Origin of the sequence: Caballeronia humi (assembly GCF_001544475.1) — a bacterium.
GTDB classification, from domain to species: domain Bacteria; phylum Pseudomonadota; class Gammaproteobacteria; order Burkholderiales; family Burkholderiaceae; genus Caballeronia; species Caballeronia humi.
The window spans coordinates 136,840-152,900 of sequence record NZ_FCNW02000009.1 but is presented as its reverse complement, the minus strand read 5'-3'; the positions used below and the strand labels follow the sequence as shown (position 1 = coordinate 152,900).

General features: G+C 64.7%; 16 protein-coding genes. 5 read left to right on the top strand and 11 right to left on the bottom strand.

Going from position 1 to position 16,061, the window contains the following annotated elements; all coding sequences use genetic code 11:
• Window positions 1-2: 2 nt before the first annotated feature.
• From AWB65_RS12175 to AWB65_RS12165, 3 genes are read right to left on the bottom strand one after another with little or no spacing between them, the layout of a single operon-like run.
• On the bottom strand, window positions 3-653 hold the full coding sequence (locus AWB65_RS12175; RefSeq protein ID WP_087667407.1) for an ankyrin repeat domain-containing protein: 651 nt from the start codon (window positions 651-653) through the stop codon (window positions 3-5).
• 7 nt (window positions 654-660) lie between these two features.
• Entirely contained in the window at window positions 661-1,245 is a 585-nt protein-coding gene (locus AWB65_RS12170) for a c-type cytochrome (protein WP_087667406.1), read from the bottom strand.
• Between the two features lie 20 nt (window positions 1,246-1,265).
• The gene (locus tag AWB65_RS12165) at window positions 1,266-2,942 is read right to left on the bottom strand and encodes a pyrroloquinoline quinone-dependent dehydrogenase (protein ID WP_374729742.1); all 1,677 of its coding nucleotides are present in this window, start codon (window positions 2,940-2,942) and stop codon (window positions 1,266-1,268) included.
• A gap of 322 nt (window positions 2,943-3,264) precedes the next feature.
• On the opposite strand from AWB65_RS12165, the gene ydiK reads away from it, so the two are divergent.
• Both ydiK and AWB65_RS12155 read left to right on the top strand, forming a co-directional pair.
• Window positions 3,265-4,392, top strand: coding sequence for an AI-2E family transporter YdiK (gene ydiK, locus AWB65_RS12160; protein WP_235007603.1), 1,128 nt, complete (start codon window positions 3,265-3,267; stop codon window positions 4,390-4,392).
• Window positions 4,393-4,574: 182 nt separating this feature from the next.
• Entirely contained in the window at window positions 4,575-5,192 is a 618-nt protein-coding gene (locus AWB65_RS12155; protein ID WP_087667403.1) for a DUF6572 domain-containing protein, read from the top strand.
• Between the two features lie 66 nt (window positions 5,193-5,258).
• Here AWB65_RS12155 and AWB65_RS12150 read toward each other — a convergent pair whose 3' ends face one another.
• The 5 genes from AWB65_RS12150 to AWB65_RS12135 form a co-directional block, all read right to left on the bottom strand.
• A complete protein-coding gene (locus AWB65_RS12150; protein WP_087667402.1) occupies window positions 5,259-5,960 on the bottom strand; it encodes a hypothetical protein in 702 nt (233 codons plus the stop codon).
• A gap of 95 nt (window positions 5,961-6,055) precedes the next feature.
• Entirely contained in the window at window positions 6,056-7,168 is a 1,113-nt protein-coding gene (locus AWB65_RS12145) for an enoyl-CoA hydratase/isomerase family protein (protein WP_087667401.1), read from the bottom strand.
• A complete protein-coding gene (locus AWB65_RS36325; RefSeq protein WP_159907618.1) occupies window positions 7,165-7,326 on the bottom strand; it encodes a hypothetical protein in 162 nt (53 codons plus the stop codon). The genes AWB65_RS12145 and AWB65_RS36325 overlap by 4 nt, the downstream gene beginning before the upstream one ends.
• An 11-nt stretch (window positions 7,327-7,337) precedes the next feature.
• Window positions 7,338-9,044, bottom strand: coding sequence for an AMP-binding protein (locus AWB65_RS12140; protein ID WP_087667400.1), 1,707 nt, complete (start codon window positions 9,042-9,044; stop codon window positions 7,338-7,340).
• Between the two features lie 28 nt (window positions 9,045-9,072).
• Window positions 9,073-10,206, bottom strand: coding sequence for an acyl-CoA dehydrogenase family protein (locus AWB65_RS12135; RefSeq protein ID WP_087667433.1), 1,134 nt, complete (start codon window positions 10,204-10,206; stop codon window positions 9,073-9,075).
• Between the two features lie 217 nt (window positions 10,207-10,423).
• On the opposite strand from AWB65_RS12135, the gene AWB65_RS12130 reads away from it, so the two are divergent.
• Together AWB65_RS12130 and AWB65_RS36655 are read left to right on the top strand one after the other, a co-directional pair.
• Window positions 10,424-11,404, top strand: a complete 981-nt coding sequence (locus tag AWB65_RS12130; RefSeq protein ID WP_235007602.1) for an AraC family transcriptional regulator — start codon at window positions 10,424-10,426, stop codon at window positions 11,402-11,404.
• Between the two features lie 52 nt (window positions 11,405-11,456).
• Window positions 11,457-11,603, top strand: a complete 147-nt coding sequence (locus tag AWB65_RS36655) for a hypothetical protein (RefSeq protein WP_200821709.1) — start codon at window positions 11,457-11,459, stop codon at window positions 11,601-11,603.
• 4 nt (window positions 11,604-11,607) lie between these two features.
• Here AWB65_RS36655 and AWB65_RS12125 read toward each other — a convergent pair whose 3' ends face one another.
• On the bottom strand, window positions 11,608-12,267 hold the full coding sequence (locus tag AWB65_RS12125; RefSeq protein WP_087667398.1) for a hypothetical protein: 660 nt from the start codon (window positions 12,265-12,267) through the stop codon (window positions 11,608-11,610).
• 265 nt (window positions 12,268-12,532) lie between these two features.
• A complete protein-coding gene (locus tag AWB65_RS12115; RefSeq protein ID WP_087667396.1) occupies window positions 12,533-13,828 on the bottom strand; it encodes an MFS family transporter in 1,296 nt (431 codons plus the stop codon).
• Window positions 13,829-14,092: 264 nt separating this feature from the next.
• Between AWB65_RS12115 and AWB65_RS12110 the strand changes: the two genes are divergently transcribed.
• Window positions 14,093-15,115: a DUF2891 domain-containing protein gene (locus AWB65_RS12110; protein WP_087667395.1), complete on the top strand. Its 1,023-nt coding sequence runs from the start codon at window positions 14,093-14,095 to the stop codon at window positions 15,113-15,115.
• A gap of 4 nt (window positions 15,116-15,119) precedes the next feature.
• Here the strand turns inward: AWB65_RS12110 and AWB65_RS12105 are convergent, their stop codons facing one another.
• Window positions 15,120-16,049, bottom strand: a complete 930-nt coding sequence (locus AWB65_RS12105; RefSeq protein ID WP_087667394.1) for an SMP-30/gluconolactonase/LRE family protein — start codon at window positions 16,047-16,049, stop codon at window positions 15,120-15,122.
• Window positions 16,050-16,061 lie beyond the last annotated feature (12 nt).

Genomic DNA, 16,061 nt, shown 5'->3' with positions numbered 1-16,061 from the left:
TTTCAGTGGCCGGAGAGCAATAACGCGGCGTGCGTCGAGCCGGTCTGCTCGGCGATGTCCTTCGCCGTCAGCCCGCGATCGTCGCGCAGGTCGCGGTTCGCGCCGCGTTCGAGCAGCAGCGAAACGGTCTGCGTCTGGTCGTAGCCGGCGGCCCACATCAGCGCCGTGAGGTGATTGCGGTAGGCCGCGTTCACGTCGATGCCCGCGTCGAGCAGTTGCCGCACCACGGCCGTATGCCCTTTCCCCGCTGCATATTCGATCGCCGTCTTGCCGATGCGGTCGGCGGCGTTCGCGTCGGCGTGATGCGCGATGAGGAGCGCGACGATTTCCTCGTTGCCGTCGAACGCGGCGGCCATCAGCGGCGTGACGCCCTGCACGTCGGCCTGGCTGACGTTCGCGCCGCGCTCGATCAGCATGCGCGCCATCGGCGTCATGCCCTTCTTGCACGCGCTGATGAGCGCCGTGTCGCCGATGCGGTTGCGTGAATCGATCGCCGCGCCCTGTTCCAGCGCCCGCGTGACGCCCGCCTGATCGCTCGCACGCACGGCGTCGAGCAGTTGCGCGTTCACGCCGAAGGCATCCTGCGCCGCCGATGCCCCGCTCGCGGCCAGCAGCGCGAACGCCGCCGCACATCCGATACGCCTGATCGTCATGTCGTGGTCATTGCAGATTGGCGACGTAATTCGCCAGATTTTCGATATCGGCGTCGGACAGCGTCTTGGTGACGCTCGTCATGCTGCCCGCGTCGTTCGTGCGGCGGCGGGCGCGGAAATCCCCGAGCTGCTTGACGATGTACTGATATTGCTGCCCCGCCACGCGCGGAATCTCGTTTTGTCCGGTGAAGCCGCCGAGGTGGCACATCGTGCACAGCACTTCCTCGGATTTCTTGCGGCCCGCGTCGACTTTCACCGGATCGGCGTTGAACGCGATCGGCGCGGGTTTTTGCGCGGCGAAATAATCGGCGAGATCGTGCATGTCGTCGGGCGAAAGGTTCGCCGCCATCGGACTCATCTGCGGATCGGTGCGGCGGCCCGCCTTGAAATCGCGCAATTCGAGATAGAGATAGCGCGCGGTCTGCCCGGCGAGGACCGGATAGTCGGGATTCGTCGAATTGCCCATTGCGCCGTGGCACGCCGTGCAGACGACGGCTTTTGTCTTGCCCGCTTCGGCGTCGGCGCGCGCGGCGAGCGGCAGCGCGGCGAGCGAAGCAAGCGCCGCCGCGAGCAAAAGATTGATTCCCCGCATCCGGCGAGCGTCCCGGCGGCTCAAGGCAGCGCGAACACGAGCACGGCGTTGCCGCGCTTGAAATCGAGTTGCGTGTTGCCGCCCGCCGCCACCGCGACGTACTGCTTGCCGTGCACGGTATACGACACCGCCGGCGCGTTCACCCCGGCGCCGCACTGGTATTCCCAGAGTTTTTTGCCGGTCGCGGCATCGAATGCGCGGAAGAGACCATTGCCTTCGCCGTTGAAGACGAGGCCACCCGCAGTGGCGAGCACGCCGCCGATCAGCGGCTGCTCGGTCTTGAAGCCCCACGCGATCTTTCCGGTATCGACGTTTACCGCGACCAGCCGCCCCCATTGCTGCTCGGACGCGATCACCTTGAACGCGCCGCCGAGCCACAATTTGCCGCCGGGATAGGCGACATCCTCGACCTGATACGTCATCGGCTGATGCAGGTTCGCCGCGTAGGCCATGTGCGTTTTCGGGCTGTAGGCCATCGGCGACCATTCGACGCCGCCGTTCGCGCCCGGCAGCATGCGCGCGCCGTCCGGCGTGGGCAGCGTCCAGACGCCCTCCTGCGGGATCATCGCTTCAGATATGCGGATCAGCCGGCCGTCGCGCCTGTCGTGCACATAGACGTAGCCGCTCTTGCCGCCGTGGATCACGCCGGGGATCGTCTGACCGTTCTTGTCGCGGACATCGACCAGGATCGGCGGGCTCGCGGCGTCGAGGTCCCAGACGTCGTGCGCGATGTACTGGTAATGCCACTTGTACTTGCCGGTGTCGAGATCGATCGCGACGAGCGAATCCGTGTAGAGATTGTCGCCGGGGCGAATCGCGCCATACAGGTCCGGCGACGGATTGCCCACGACAAAAAACACCGTGTGCGTCTGCCGGTCGACGGCGGGCGCCATCCACACGCCGCCGCCGAGCGTGCGATAGAAATCGCCGCCCTTCGACGCGAGTTGCTGCTTCTCCGCCGCGATATCACGCTTCATGTTGCGGCCGACCGCGTCGTTTTCAGCCCAGACGCCTTCCTGGCCGGTTTCGGGGATCGTGTAGAAGGTCCAGAGCAGATCGCCCGTGTTCGCGTTGAAGGCCTTCACGAAGCCGCGAATCCCGTATTCGCCGCCGTTGGTGCCGATCAGCACCTTGCCGTCCACGACAACCGGCGCCATCGTCTCCGAATAGCCGAGTTCGGGATCGGCGATCTGCGTTTGCCACAGCAGGCGCCCGGTCTTCGCATCGAGCGCGACGAGTTTCGAATCGAGCGTGCCCATGAAAAGGCGGTCGCCGGCAATCGCCACGCCGCGGTTGTTCGGGCCGCAGCAGAACGTCGTGACCGGCCCCATGCGGTGTTTGTAATGCCAGAATTCCTTGCCGGTGACGGCATCGATCGCGTAGACGTGGTTGTAGGACGTCGTCAGGAACATCACGCCGTTCGAGACGATCGGCGCCGTTTCCATCGATTCCATGACGGCCGTCTGGAAGATGAAAGCGGGCCGCAGCTTCGACACGTTCGACGTATTGATCTGCGTGCTCGGCGCGTAGCGCGTTTCCGCATACGAGCCGTTCGAATGCAGCCAGGACGCGGGATCGTTCGCGGCGCTGTCGAGCTGCGGCTGCGTGACGGGACGCAGCACGTCGGGCACCGGGGAACCTTGCGTGGTCACCGCGTTCTGTATTTCATCGGCGGCGGGAACGGCGGCGCTCCACATCAGCGTGCCGCAGATCAACAGTGGGACGAGATTGGTACGGGACCCGGCCATGACAGTCTCCCGATATTTATTGTTGTAAGGCGGTTGATTGAGCAAGATGCTTCCCGCGATCCGCTCGGCTAGAGAATAGGCAATTTGAAACGGCTTTGCCAAAATTACTAATGCTCCGACTTAAAACCCGAACGGTGAAAGGCTTCTGTCGGCCGCAGTGCAATTCCCGTGATTTTGAGTAGTATGGATTGATGGTGTGAGCATCCCGCTTCCGCCGGGAGCATGCGTCCCGTAGTGCACAATGCGCTACTCCACTACAAGGGAATCCAAATTGAATCCACGCCAGCCGGTCGACATCGCCCGCATTCTGCTGATCATCGCGATCCTTTCCGCGCTGACGATCGGCAGCCTTTATGTCCTGCGACCGTTCCTGCCGGGCCTGATCTGGGCAACGACGATCGTCGTCGCCACCTGGCCGATGATGAAAGCGATCCAGCGGCGCTGCGGCAATCGCCGCTGGCTCGCCACGACGATCATGATCCTGATCCTGCTGATCGTGATCGTGCTGCCGCTCTACCAGGCGATTTCCACGCTCGCCCTGCACGGCGGCGAGATCATGGCGGCGATCAAGGGCCTGCCGTCCTACGCGCTGCCTCCGCCGCCGTCGTGGATCCACGACGTCCCGGTGGCCGGCGCGCGCATCGCACGCGAATGGCAGACGCTTTCCGACGCCGGCCCCGGCGGCCTGCTCGCGAAGATCGAACCGTACGTGACGATCGCCGCGCGCTGGATGCTCGGGCACGCGGCGGTCGTCGGCGTGTTCGTGATCCACATGTTCATCACGGTGATCATCGCGGGCATCCTGTACATGCAGGGCGAACAGGCGGCGGCGTTCGTCACGCGCTTCGCCACGCGCATCGCGGGCCTGCGCGGCGCGGAAGCGATCAAGCTGGCGGGGCTCTCGATCCGCGCGGTGGCGCTCGGCATCGTCGTGACGGCGGTGACGCAGTCGGCGTTGGGCGGTATCGGCTTGTGGATCGCGGGCGTGCCGGCGGCGGGGATTCTGACCGCGGTGATGCTGATGTTCTGCCTCGCGCAGATCGGGCCGCTGCTGCCTTTGCTCGGCAGCGTCGCGTGGCTCTTCTGGCACGACGCAACGATCGCCGCAAGCCTCCTGCTCGTGTGGTCCGTCATGATCGCGATGCTCGACAACGTGCTGCGGCCGCTTCTGATCAAGCGCGGCGTGAACCTTTCGATGCTGCTGATCCTGTCCGGCGTGCTGGGCGGCATGTTCGCGTTCGGCATCGTCGGGCTGTTCATCGGGCCGGTGATCCTAGCCGTGACCTCGACGCTGCTCAACGCGTGGATCAACGAGCAACCACCCCTGCCGCAGGTCGTCGATACGACCGCGCCCACCCGCGAGGCCGTGACGCAAGCCCACCATCCGAGGGATGCTTGACGGCGTAGTTTTTCGCTAACGATCGCGTCGATTTAAGACGTATCGTATGGACGCAAATGCGCGACGATTGCCGCAGATCGCGACGTGTTGCATTCACGCCTGCATAGAATATTTAGGATGGCGTACTCCATTACAATACGCGCCTTGAATATTTGCCCGTTCGCGGGCGCGGGGGAATTGCCATGTCTTTGCTCGACGTGGACTCCATCGATTACATCGGCGTCAACATCCTCCACAAAATCGTCCACGTCGGTATTTTCGACGATCTCGACTGGAACGACGAAGCCACGCATTTCGCGTTGCTGACGAAGAAAATCGATCGGTATACACAGTACATTCGTTCCGGCCAGTTGCTGGCCGGCTATCCCAACGTGCGCGGTTTCGACATCGTTTTCGAGTACGTCGCCACGCGGCCGATGACGCAGTCGGCGGCGCGTTTCTGGAAGACCCGCGAACAGATCATCCGGATGTCGGGGTTCGAGGTGCGCAGCCGGACGATGGACGTTCGGCCGGCGCTGGGATTGCTCGAGCCGGAGGGTTTATCGGCGCCGGCGGATGACAAAGTCGATGCGGCGCCACTGTTGCTCGCCCTGCCCGACGATGAAGACGACACCTCCGCGATGCTTTTCGCTGCGGCATGTTGCATCGATATGAGGGAGGATTTGCGGGATTGGAAGCGACTCTCGAACATGCCTTACGAAGGGTTCGACACGAGCGACATCCCCGAACTGGGCGATAATTTCTTCGAGCGAGCCGAGTTGCGCGTGCCGCCGAAGCAGGCCGAGACGTTCAAAGCATAAATCGGCGTCGTGCGAAAAAGACAAGCGGCCAGCCCTCCGGGCTCGGCCGATTTTTTACGCGCGTCGTTACCTCACGCTGCCGAGCGCCGACGTAGCCACCGCCGGCACCGAAATCCCGTTGGTCTTCGCGTACTGCACTGCCTGCGACAGCGTCGACACGAGCGATTGCAACTGCCCCGGCGCCGCCTGCGCGATATAGGTCGCCGCCTGCGCCGTCGCGGGGTTCGATCCCGCCTGCAGCAGCGACGACATGCTCATCGTGTTGCTCACCGCGCCGAGATCCGACTGCAGCCCCGCGTACTGGCTCACGCCCTTGCCGAGCGACGCCAGCCCCTCGCTGAAAGCCTGCTTGCTCGCACCCGTCGGCGCGGGCGCCGACGCGCGGTTCGCGAACGCCTGCATCAGCGACTGCGACACGCTCTGCTGCGTCCCGCCCATCTGCGACAACACGCTCGCGCTCGGCAGACCGCTGGCACCGCCGGAGCCGCCCGCCAGCAACCCCGCCGCCGATTGCGCCTGACTCGCGACACCCGTCATCCCCATCGACGATGCGAGCGTCGACTGTCCGCTCAGCACCTGCTGATTTGCGCCGAGGTAGTTCTGCACGAGCGAGTTCAGCGCCGAAGGCTCCGCCGCGCCGTTCGCAGCGGTCTCCGCTTTACCGCTGCCGAAGCCGAATCGCTGCAGATTGAGCTGCGCGTACGATGCAGCGGGCGCGATGAGCGCCGCCGCGGCCAGCATTGCGATCCAGGATGCGCGTTTCGCCATGTTCGGAATCTCCCTTTGATTTGTCCGATGATCGATCGAGCCCTTTTGACCAGCAGTCATTTCAGCGGTTCGTCCCGTTTACATTTGCTTGCGAATTACTTCAGTTCATTGCAGCCAAGGTCCGCGAGCGGATGCATCTCTCGCCGCCAGGGCGACGCCAGAAAGTGCTGCACGCGCTCGGCGCGGACTTCGGCGAGCGTGGCGGGCGCCCAGCGCGGCCGCTGGTCCTTGTCGACGATCAGCGCGCGCACGCCTTCCAGGAAATCGCCATCGCTGATCGCGCGGTACACGATCCCCATTTCCATCCGGAAACAGTCCGCGAGCGACATGTGGCGACCACGCAGGAGCGCGCGGTGCGTGACTTCGAGCATCGTCGGGGAGTGTGCCTTGAGCGCGGCGAGCGTCGCGGCGCCGAATTCCGTCGATGTGTCGCCCGCGAGGCTCGACACGACGCGCTCTACCCCGCCGCCCGGCGCGCCGCCGAAATGGCGCCGGATCTGGGCGCGATGCGCGTCGAGCGGCGCGTCGCGTTCGATGTTGGCGGGCGGCACGAACACGCGCCGCAGCGCGTCGAGCGGCTTATCCCAGGAGAGCGCTTCGATCCGCTGCATGAAATCGCGCAGCCAGGCCGACGGCACGCAGACGTCCGCGAGTCCGTACGCGAGCGCATCCGCACCGCCGAGCATCGCGCCCGTGAGACCGGCGTAAAGCTCGACGTCGAGCGGCATCCGGCGCATGAAATACGTCGCGCCGACGTCGGGCAGCATGCCGATGCGCGTTTCCGGCATCGCCATCTTCGTGCGCTCGGTGACGACGCGCAGCGCCGCGCCCTGCGCGAGCCCCATTCCGCCGCCGAGCACGATGCCATCCATCAGCGCGACGACCGGTTTCGGAAAGTGATGAATCGCGTAATCGAGCCGGTATTCGTCGATGAAAAACGGCAGCCACGGCGTGTCGTTGCGTGCGGCATCGTAGAGCGCGCGGATGTCGCCGCCCGCGCAGAACGCCTTCTCGCCCGCGCCGCGCAGCACGACCGCGGCGATGGCGTCGTCGTTGCGGCAGCGCTCGAAGGCGTCGGCGAGCAGCACGATCATTTCATGCGACAGCGCATTCAACGCGCGCGGCCGGTTGAGCGTCACGATCGCCACCCGGTTGACAATCTCGAAGCCGATGACCGGTTCGTCCTGAACCACGCTTTGCGTGCTCATCGCGTGCTCCACCGGGCGAAATCGGTGCTCGCGATGAAGAATTTCGGGCCGCGGCCGGTGATCAAATTCGCGGGGACCTTCAAATTTTTAATCGTCTGTTGCAAATTCAGCAGGCGGTCGGACGTGAACGCATTCGCCTCGCCTTTGCTTTCGATCATGGGGTCCATCCTCAGTCGGCTTTCGCGCTCTGGCGCAACTCCGGAAAATCCTCTTCCCAGAACTCGAATTCACCGCGCGCCGCGCCTTCCGCCCGCGCCGCTTCCTGACGCCGCAAATCAACCCGTCGGATTTTTCCCGAAATCGTCTTAGGCAATTCTGCGAATTCGATGCGCCGGATGCGCTTGTACGGCGCGAGCCGTTCGCGCGAAAACGCAAACACGCTGCGCGCGAGTTCCGGCCCGATCGTAAAACCGTGCCGCAGCGTGACAAACGCCTTCGGCACGCAAAGCCGCAGCGCGTCGGGGCTCGGCACGACAGCCGCCTCGGCGATCGCCTCGTGCTCGATCAGCACGCTTTCCAGCTCGAACGGGCTCAGCCGATAATCGGACGACTTGAACACGTCGTCGGCGCGGCCGATGTAGGTGAAATAGCCGTCCGGCGTGCGTGCGGCCACGTCGGAGGTGCGGTAATGGCCGTCGCGCATCGCGGTCGCGGTCGCGGCGGGGTTGTCGGCGTAACCGGTCATCAGGCCGAGCGGCGGTTCGTCGACGGGCAGCGCGATTTCGCCTTCGTCGGCGGGATGGCCGTCGGGATCGAGCAGCGTCACGCGGTAGCCGGGCAAAGGCCGCCCCATCGATCCCGGCACGAGACGCTGGCCCGGTGAATTCGCGATTTGCGCGGTGGTCTCGGTCTGGCCGTAGCCGTCGCGGATCGGCACGCCCCACGCGGCCTGCACGCGCTCGACGACCTCGGGATTGAGCGGCTCGCCCGCGCCGACGATCTCGCGCAGCTTCACCGCGTACGATTTCAGCGGCTCCTGCACGAGCATGCGCCAGACGGTCGGCGGCGCGCAGAGCGTCGTGACTTCGTGGCGCACGAGAATCTCCAGCGTGCGTGCGGCGTCGAAACGGCTGAAGTTGTAGATGAACACGCAGGCGAGCGCGTTCCACGGCGCGAAAAAACAGCTCCACGCGTGTTTCGCCCAGCCGGGCGAACTGATGTTCCAGTGGACGTCGCCGGGTTGCAGGCCGATCCAGTACATCGTCGACAAATGGCCGACCGGATAACTCTGGTGCGTATGCGAGACGAGTTTCGGCTTCGATGTCGTGCCGGAGGTGAAGTACAGCAGGTACGGATCAGCGGCGTTCGTTTCGGCTTCCGCAACAAAATCGGGCGACGCTTCGTAAGCCGCACCGAACGGAAGCCAGCCTGCGCGCTCGCCGCCCACCGCGATGCAGAGCGACGGCACCGCGACGTCGTCGAACTTCTGCAATTCGTTTCCATCGACGATCACATGCTGCACACGCCCGTGCGCGATACGGTCACGCAGATCGGCGCTCGCGAGTTGCGTCGTCGCGGGCAGCACGACCGCGCCGAGCTTCATCGCGCCAAGCATCGTGTCCCACAGTTCGACGCGGTTCGGCAGCATCAGCAGGATGCGGTCGCCGCGCGCGACGCCCAGGCGCTTCAAATGATTCGCCACGCGCGCCGAGCGCTCGCTCATCTGCGCGAACGAGTAGCGCGTTTCGGTGCCGCTTTCGTCGACGATCGCGAGCGCGGGCGCGTCGTTGCCGCGCGCCATCGGATCGAAGTAATCGAGCGCCCAGTTGAAGCGATCGAGCACCGGCCAGCGGAAATCGCGGTACGCGGTGTCGTAGTCGGTGCGGTGGCGCAGCAGGAAATCTCTCGCGTCGATAAAAGCGTCGGCCGGGTTCATCGTGTCTCCAGTCGTTTTTTTGGGATGACTACAGTTGCCGAGCGATCACCATCCGCTGCACTTCGCTCGTGCCCTCGTAAATCTGCGTGATGCGTGCATCGCGATAGTGCCGCTCAACCGGATAGTCCTGCAGATAGCCATAGCCACCGTGAATCTGGATGGCGTCGGAGCAGACACGCTCGGCCATTTCGGACGCATACAGCTTCGCCTGCGACGCCTCCGACAGGCAGGGAATGCCTTCGGTCCGCATGCGCGCCGCATGCAAGATGAGCAGGCGGGCGGCGTTGATCTGCGTCTGCATGTCAGCGAGCATGTTCGCGACCGCCTGATGCTCGTGAATCGGCCGGCCGAACTGCACGCGCTCGTGCGAATAGGCGCGCGCCGCGTCGAAGGCCGCGCGCGCGATGCCGAGCGCCTGCGCCGCGATGCCGATGCGCCCGCCCTCCAGGTTCGACAGCGCGATCTTCAGCCCCTCGCCGCGCGCGCCGAGCAGGTTCGCGGCGGGGATCGCGCAGTCGTCGAAGGTGATCGGGCACGTGTCGGACGCACGGATGCCCAGCTTGTGCTCCGGCGGGCCGACGTTGAAGCCGGGCGTGTCGGTCGGGACGATGAATGCCGAGATGCCCTTCTTGCCAAGGTCCGGATCGGTGACGGCGAACACGATCGCAAGACCTGCGCGCGCGCCGTTCGTCACGAACTGCTTGCTGCCGGAGAGCACCCACTGACCGTCACGCTCGACGGCGCGCGTGCGCAGGTTGTTTGCTTCGGAGCCCGCCTGCGGCTCGGTCAGACAGAACGCGCCGATCACCTCGCCGCTCGCCAGTTTCGGCAGAAAGTCAGCTTTTTGCGCGTCGGTGCCGAATTTCAGGATCGGTCCGCAGCCGACCGAGTTGTGCACGCTCATCAGCGTCGCGCACGAGGCGCAGCCTGCCGCGATTTCCTCCATCGCGAGCGCATAAGCCGTGTAGTCGCTGTAGGTGCCGCCGAGTTCCGCCGGCACGATCATGCCGAGCAGGCCGAGTTCGCCGAGCTGGCGGATCACGGCGTCGGGGATTCTGGCTTCGCGGTCCCACTGCGCGGCGTTCGGCGCGAGCACTTCGCCCGCGAATTCGCGAGCGGCGTCGCGGATCATGCGCTGCTCTTCGGTGAGGAAACTGTCGATCATGGTGGGCTCTGGGAATGGGGCAGGATGTGCTTCGGAGCTGGGTTACACTTTCGGCCCGAGGCTCGGCGGCCGCGCGGAATCAAGGCATTGCGACCGAGTCTAGGCAATCGCGGCACATTAGCCCAGCCCCAAAACGATCACGCTATCTGAGCGCTTTCGCCACCTAGTGACAACCCCAACGCACAAACCCGCGCGCGAACGCGGATCGATCTCGGTGAGCCTCGTCGAAGAGGCGCTGCGCTGCGCGGAAGCTGGCGGCATCGCGCGCGAGACGCTCCTCGCCGCCGCCGACATCGCGCCCGCCATGCTCGACTCGCCGCGCGCGCGGGTGTCGCCGGCGCAGTACGGCAAGCTCTGGAACGCCACCGCCGACGCCCTCGACGACGAATTTTTCGGCCAGGACCGCCATCCGATGCGGCGCGGCAGCTTCGTGCTGCTCTGTCACGCGGCGCTGAGTTCACGCGACGGCGCGCAGGCGGCGAAGCGCATCGCGAACTTCCTGCGCCTCGTGCTCGACGATTTGAGCTTCGAACCCGATATCGATACGACGCGCGTGCGCATCCGCTTGCGCGACCGTCGCGAGCCGAAAAGCATGTTCGCGTACGCGACGGCGTTCATCCTGATTTACGGCGTGCTGTGCTGGCTGGTCGGACGGCGGATTCCGGTGCTCACCGCGCATTTGCGCTGTCCGGAGCCGCCCGCGAGCGACGAATACCGCCTGATGTTCTGCGACGACCTGTACTTCGACCAGGCCGCGTCGTATGTCGATCTTTCGCCGGAATGCGCGGCGCTGCCGGTCGTGCAGACGGTGTCATCGCTGAAATCGTTCTTGCGCGGCGCGCCGGCGAATTTCCTCGTCAAGTACCGCAATCCCGATTCGCTCGCGGCCCGCGTGCGGCGGCGCCTGCGCCAGCTTCCGCCCGCCGACTGGCCCGACAGCGACCACGTCGCCGCCGCGCTGAACATGGCCGAGGCGACGCTGCGCCGCCATCTGAAGCAGGAAGGCGTGACGTATCAGGCGATCAAGGACGGCTTGCGGCGCGACCTCGCAATCTCGCGTCTCGCCGACACGAACCAGACAATCGCCGAAATCGCCGATGCGCTCGGTTTCGCCGAGCCGAGCGCGTTCCGGCGCGCGTTTCGCAAGTGGACAGGTGTGCGGCCGGCCGATTACCGGCGCTCGGAATCGGCCTAAGAGCCCGAAGCCGCTGCTATAGTGAATCTCCCCCGGTTCCAAGGAGCGCACCATGACGAAGCCCAAAACGGAAGCCCCGGCAGAAGACGCGCCGCTCAGCGAAGAAGAACGCCTCGACGAAGCGCTGGAAGAGAGCTTCCCCGCGAGCGATCCGATCGCGGTCCATCCCGAGCCTGAAGAAAAGCCAGCGAAGAATTGAGGAATCAGCCCTCGTCGGTGCTGGCGAGGAGCGCCGCCAGTTTCTCAACGTGCTGCAGCAGCAGTTTCTTGTGCTTGTCGATCTGCTCGAGCCGCCCGGAGAGGTCGGCCTTGGCGGCATCGCCCAGTTTGTCCGAGGCGAGCAGTTCCTCCGCTTTCGGCGACATCCCGTCGAGCTGAAGCAGCGCCAGTTGCCGCTCCAGCCGCCGCAAGTCCTGCAACAGCAAGTCCCGGTTGCGCCTGAACACCAGATCCCGCCGATGCGACTCCGCCTGCTGCAACGCCTGGTCGGCGATGCGGCGGGTGGCTTCCGTCTGCGATAAAAGCGGCTCCGGTCCGCGCAGCACCGGGCGCTTCGGCGCCGGGTGCGCCGTGCCGCGAAATACAGCGACGGGCGATTCCTCATCGAGCGCGCGCTGCGCCTCGGCCGGGATATCGGCGCGCCCGCGCCGTTCGTCCATCCAGTGCGGCGGGAGACCCGTGACCGTCTCCACGCCCCGCACGAATTCCTCGCTGAAATCGCGCCGGCCCGCCACGATCAGCTTCATGTGCGACGGCGAGAACGTCATCATCCGCGCAAGCCGCGACGCGCCGCCGGGCGAACCCGTCAGCACGTTCAGATTCGCCTGCCATACGTGATACAGCGCTTCGTCGAAATCTTCCATGGGCTAGTCTCCAAGCAGACGGACGCGCTCAAGTGCGCTATTCGCTTCGTTCGCTGGCCGTGACCGCGCGAGAGCCGTGTCCAGTTCAGGCCCGCGCGCCGCGTGCGGGCTCTTCGTTTCACCGCAATCTTAACGTCATCTCGAAATCAATCGATTCACATGTTCCGCTTTTCGCGCGGCAACAACAACGTCGGCTGCAAAACAAAACGCACGGCGCGAAGGCCGTGCGTTTTTCAGTGCATCACATGCGTCGATCGAACCCGGTTCACGGCTCGTTGCGCAGGTAGCCTTCCTTGCTCGGATCGCGCATGCGCATCGAAACGATCAGCGAGATCGCGCACATCACCGTGACGTACCAGTAGAACGTCGATTCGCTGCCGATCGACTTCATGTACAGCGCGACGTATTCCGCCGAGCCGCCGAACACCGCGTTCGCAACCGCGTACGACAGCCCGACGCCGAGCGCGCGCACTTCCGGCGGGAACATCTCCGCCTTGATGAGGCCGCTGATCGACGTATAGAAGCTGACGATCGCGAGCGCGATGATCACGAACACGAACGCCATCACGGGGCTCGTCACGTCCTTGAGCGCGTGCAGCAGCGGCACCGTGCAGAGCGTGGCGAGCGCGCCGAAGCAAAGCATCGACTGGCGGCGGCCGACGCGGTCCGATAGCGCGCCGAACACCGGCTGCAAGATCATGTAGACGAAAAGCGCCGCCGTCATTACGTTGCTGGCGGTCTTCGCTTCCATGTGCGCCGTGTTGACGAGGTACTTCTGCATGTAAGTCGTGAACGTGTAGAAGATCAGCGAGCCGCCGGCCGTGAAGCCGACCACCGTCATGAACGCGCGCTTGTGCAGCATCAGGCCGCGCAGCGTGCCGGCTTCCTTGCGCTGGCGCGACTCGGCGGTCGTCGTTTCATCGAGCGATTTCCGCAGATAGAGCGAGACCAGCGCCGCGCACGCGCCGATGAAGAACGGAATGCGCCAGCCCCAGGCCTTCAGTTCATCGACCGAGAGAAACAGTTGCAGCACGACCAGCACGAGCAGCGCCGCAAGCTGCCCGCCGATCAGCGTCACGTACTGGAACGACGCGAAGAAGCCGCGCCGCCCTTTCAGCGCCACTTCGCTCATATAGGTGGCGCTCGTGCCGTATTCGCCGCCCACCGACAAGCCCTGGAACAGCCGCGCCAGCAAGAGGAAGAACGGCGCCCATGCACCGATGCTTGCGTAGGTCGGCAGGAAGCAGATCACGAGCGAGCCGCCGCACATCATCAGCACGGAGATCATCATCGCGTTGCGGCGGCCGTGCTTGTCGGCGATGCGGCCGAACAGCCAGCCGCCGATCGGACGCATCAGGAAGCCCGCCGCGAAAACGCCGGCCGTGTTGAGCAACTGCGTGGTGGAGTTGCCGCTCGGGAAGAACGCGGCCGAGAAATAGAGCGCGAGGAACGAGTAAATATAGAAGTCGAACCACTCGACGAGATTCCCCGACGAGGCGCCGACGATCGCCATGACGCGCCGCCGGGTGTCTGCTGCCTGTGAAAGTGTAAGGTCGGCCATGTAGGTCTGTTTCCTGTTGTTGCTTGTTTGAATGGCGGCGGGCAGGCCGTTATCGGTGCCGGTCGCGGGACTGATTCGACCGCTCGGGCCGCTCTGCTGGCGTTCGCGCGGAAGTTTATACGACGATCGGCGGAAAAGCTTAACCGCCGCAACGTGGCTACGTAGTTACCCCTAGGACAAACTTTATCGATTTTTTATCGATAAAGTGTCGCGTCGAGATTCGCGGCATCTTACATTTCCCTGTTTGAAAACGACGAGGCGCTCATGACCAACCAAACCCCCATCGCCCTGGACGGCACGCTTGCATCGAAGTTCGCGCGCGTCGCGCTTGGACACCTGACACGCGAATATCCGAACAAACTGGATCACGTCATGGCGAGCGCCGACGACGTGCAAGGCCCGCGCGCGCTACATCCGATCTTTTACGGCAGCTACGACTGGCATTCCTGCGTGCACGGGTACTGGCTGATCGCGCGGCTGTTCGATCAATTTCCACAACTACCGGAAGCGGAGCAGATTCGCACGCTGATCGACGCGCATGTGACGGAGGCGAACGTTGCGGCGGAGGTCGCGTACCTGGAGCGCCCCGCCGCGCGCGGCTTCGAGCGTCCGTACGGCTGGGCGTGGCTGCTGGCGCTCGCAGGCCAGTTTCATTCGATGGATTCCGACGAAGGCCACCGCTGGGCCAACACGCTGCAACCGCTCGCCGATGCGTTCGTCGCGCGTTTCGTCGAATTCCTGCCGAAGTCGACGTATCCGCTGCGCGTCGGGACGCATTTCAATATGGCGTTCGCGTTGTCGCTTTCGATCGGCTACGCGCGCCAGACGCGCGATACGGCGTTCGAAGGGCTGATTATCGAGACGGCTAAGCGCTGGTATCTGCACGACGAGGCCTGCCAGGCGTGGGAGCCGGCGGGCGACGAGTTTCTGTCGCCGTCGCTGATGGAGGCGGAATTGATGCGGCGCGTGCTGCCTGAGAGCGAGTTCATCGGCTGGTTCGACCGCTTTTTGCCAAAGCTCGCCGCGCGCGAACCGGCGACGCTCTTCGTGCCCGCGACCGTCACTGATCGCAGCGACGGCAAACTCGCCCATCTCGACGGATTGAATTTGAGTCGCGCGTGGTGTCAGCGGTCGATCGCGCGGGCGCTGCCGGCGGGAGATGCGCGCGTCGCGTTGCTCGAAGCCGCTGCGGACGAGCATCTGGCTTCGGGGATCGCGCACGTCGCGGGGGATTACATGGGGGAGCATTGGCTCGCGACGTTTGCTTTATTGGCGCTTGAGGCGTGACTTTTCAGCCGCCCTTGACGCCCTGCGTATTGACGTAAACCGCATACAGCCCGTGGCTCGCGGTCATGAACAGCCGGTTGCGATGCCGCCCGCCGAAGCACACATTCGCGCAGCGCTCGGGCAGCGCGATATGCCCGATCGCCTCGCCTTGCGGCGTGAAGATGCGCACACCGTCGAGTTCGTCGGTGCCCATGCCCCAACCGCACCACAAATTCCCGTGCACATCGACGCGAAACCCGTCCGGCGTGCCCGCGCCCGCGTCGATCAGTTCGCGGCAGTTTTCAAGCGCCCGCCCGCCGTCTGCGACATCGAACGCGTAGATCTTGCGCGGCGTCGCCCGCGATTCGACGACGTACAGCACCGATTCGTCCGGTGAGAACGCCAAACCGTTCGGGCCGATGAAATCGTCGGTCATCAGGGTCACTTCGCCGCTCTGCCCGTCGATGCGGTACACGGCGGGCTTCAGTTGCGGCGCCTTCTGCTCGCCTTCGTAGAACCCGTCGATGCCGAACGTCGGGTCGCTGAACCAGATCGATCCATCCGATTTCACGACGACGTCGTTCGGCGAATTCAGCGGCTTGCCCTCGAACCGGTCCGCGAGAACGGTGATCGAACCGTCGTATTCGGTGCGCGTGACGCGCCGCGTCAGGTGCTCGCACGACACGAGCCGCCCTTCGCGGTCGCGCGTGTGGCCGTTCGCATTGTTCGACGGCTGGCGGAACGTGCCGACTTCGCCCGTCGCTTCGTCCCAGCGGAGGATGCGGTTGTTCGGAATGTCGCTCCACAGCAGATAGCGGCCGTCGCCGAACCAGACCGGGCCTTCCGACCAGCGCGCGCCCTCATAAAGACATTCCACCGATGCCGAAGCAATCCGCAGCGCATTGAACCGCGGATCGAGCACACGCACGGCAGGATCGGGGTAGCGGCGTTCCATTTCTTGTCTCCT

Excerpts from the sequence above, each read along its gene's own strand:
- AWB65_RS12105 (WP_087667394.1), bottom strand. The coding sequence starts at position 16,049 with ATGGAACGCCGCTACCCCGATCCTGCCGTGCGTGTGCTCGATCCGCGG.
- AWB65_RS12175 (WP_087667407.1), bottom strand. The coding sequence starts at position 653 with ATGACGATCAGGCGTATCGGATGTGCGGCGGCGTTCGCGCTGCTGGCC.
- AWB65_RS12155 (WP_087667403.1), top strand. The coding sequence starts at position 4,575 with ATGTCTTTGCTCGACGTGGACTCCATCGATTACATCGGCGTCAACATC.
- AWB65_RS12115 (WP_087667396.1), bottom strand. The coding sequence starts at position 13,828 with ATGGCCGACCTTACACTTTCACAGGCAGCAGACACCCGGCGGCGCGTC.
- AWB65_RS12140 (WP_087667400.1), bottom strand. The coding sequence starts at position 9,044 with ATGAACCCGGCCGACGCTTTTATCGACGCGAGAGATTTCCTGCTGCGC.
- AWB65_RS12170 (WP_087667406.1), bottom strand. The coding sequence starts at position 1,245 with ATGCGGGGAATCAATCTTTTGCTCGCGGCGGCGCTTGCTTCGCTCGCC.
- AWB65_RS36655 (WP_200821709.1), top strand. The coding sequence starts at position 11,457 with ATGACGAAGCCCAAAACGGAAGCCCCGGCAGAAGACGCGCCGCTCAGC.
- AWB65_RS12145 (WP_087667401.1), bottom strand. The coding sequence starts at position 7,168 with ATGAGCACGCAAAGCGTGGTTCAGGACGAACCGGTCATCGGCTTCGAG.
- AWB65_RS12165 (WP_374729742.1), bottom strand. The coding sequence starts at position 2,942 with ATGTGGAGCGCCGCCGTTCCCGCCGCCGATGAAATACAGAACGCGGTG.
- AWB65_RS36325 (WP_159907618.1), bottom strand. The coding sequence starts at position 7,326 with ATGATCGAAAGCAAAGGCGAGGCGAATGCGTTCACGTCCGACCGCCTG.
- AWB65_RS12125 (WP_087667398.1), bottom strand. The coding sequence starts at position 12,267 with ATGGAAGATTTCGACGAAGCGCTGTATCACGTATGGCAGGCGAATCTG.
- AWB65_RS12110 (WP_087667395.1), top strand. The coding sequence starts at position 14,093 with ATGACCAACCAAACCCCCATCGCCCTGGACGGCACGCTTGCATCGAAG.
- AWB65_RS12150 (WP_087667402.1), bottom strand. The coding sequence starts at position 5,960 with ATGGCGAAACGCGCATCCTGGATCGCAATGCTGGCCGCGGCGGCGCTC.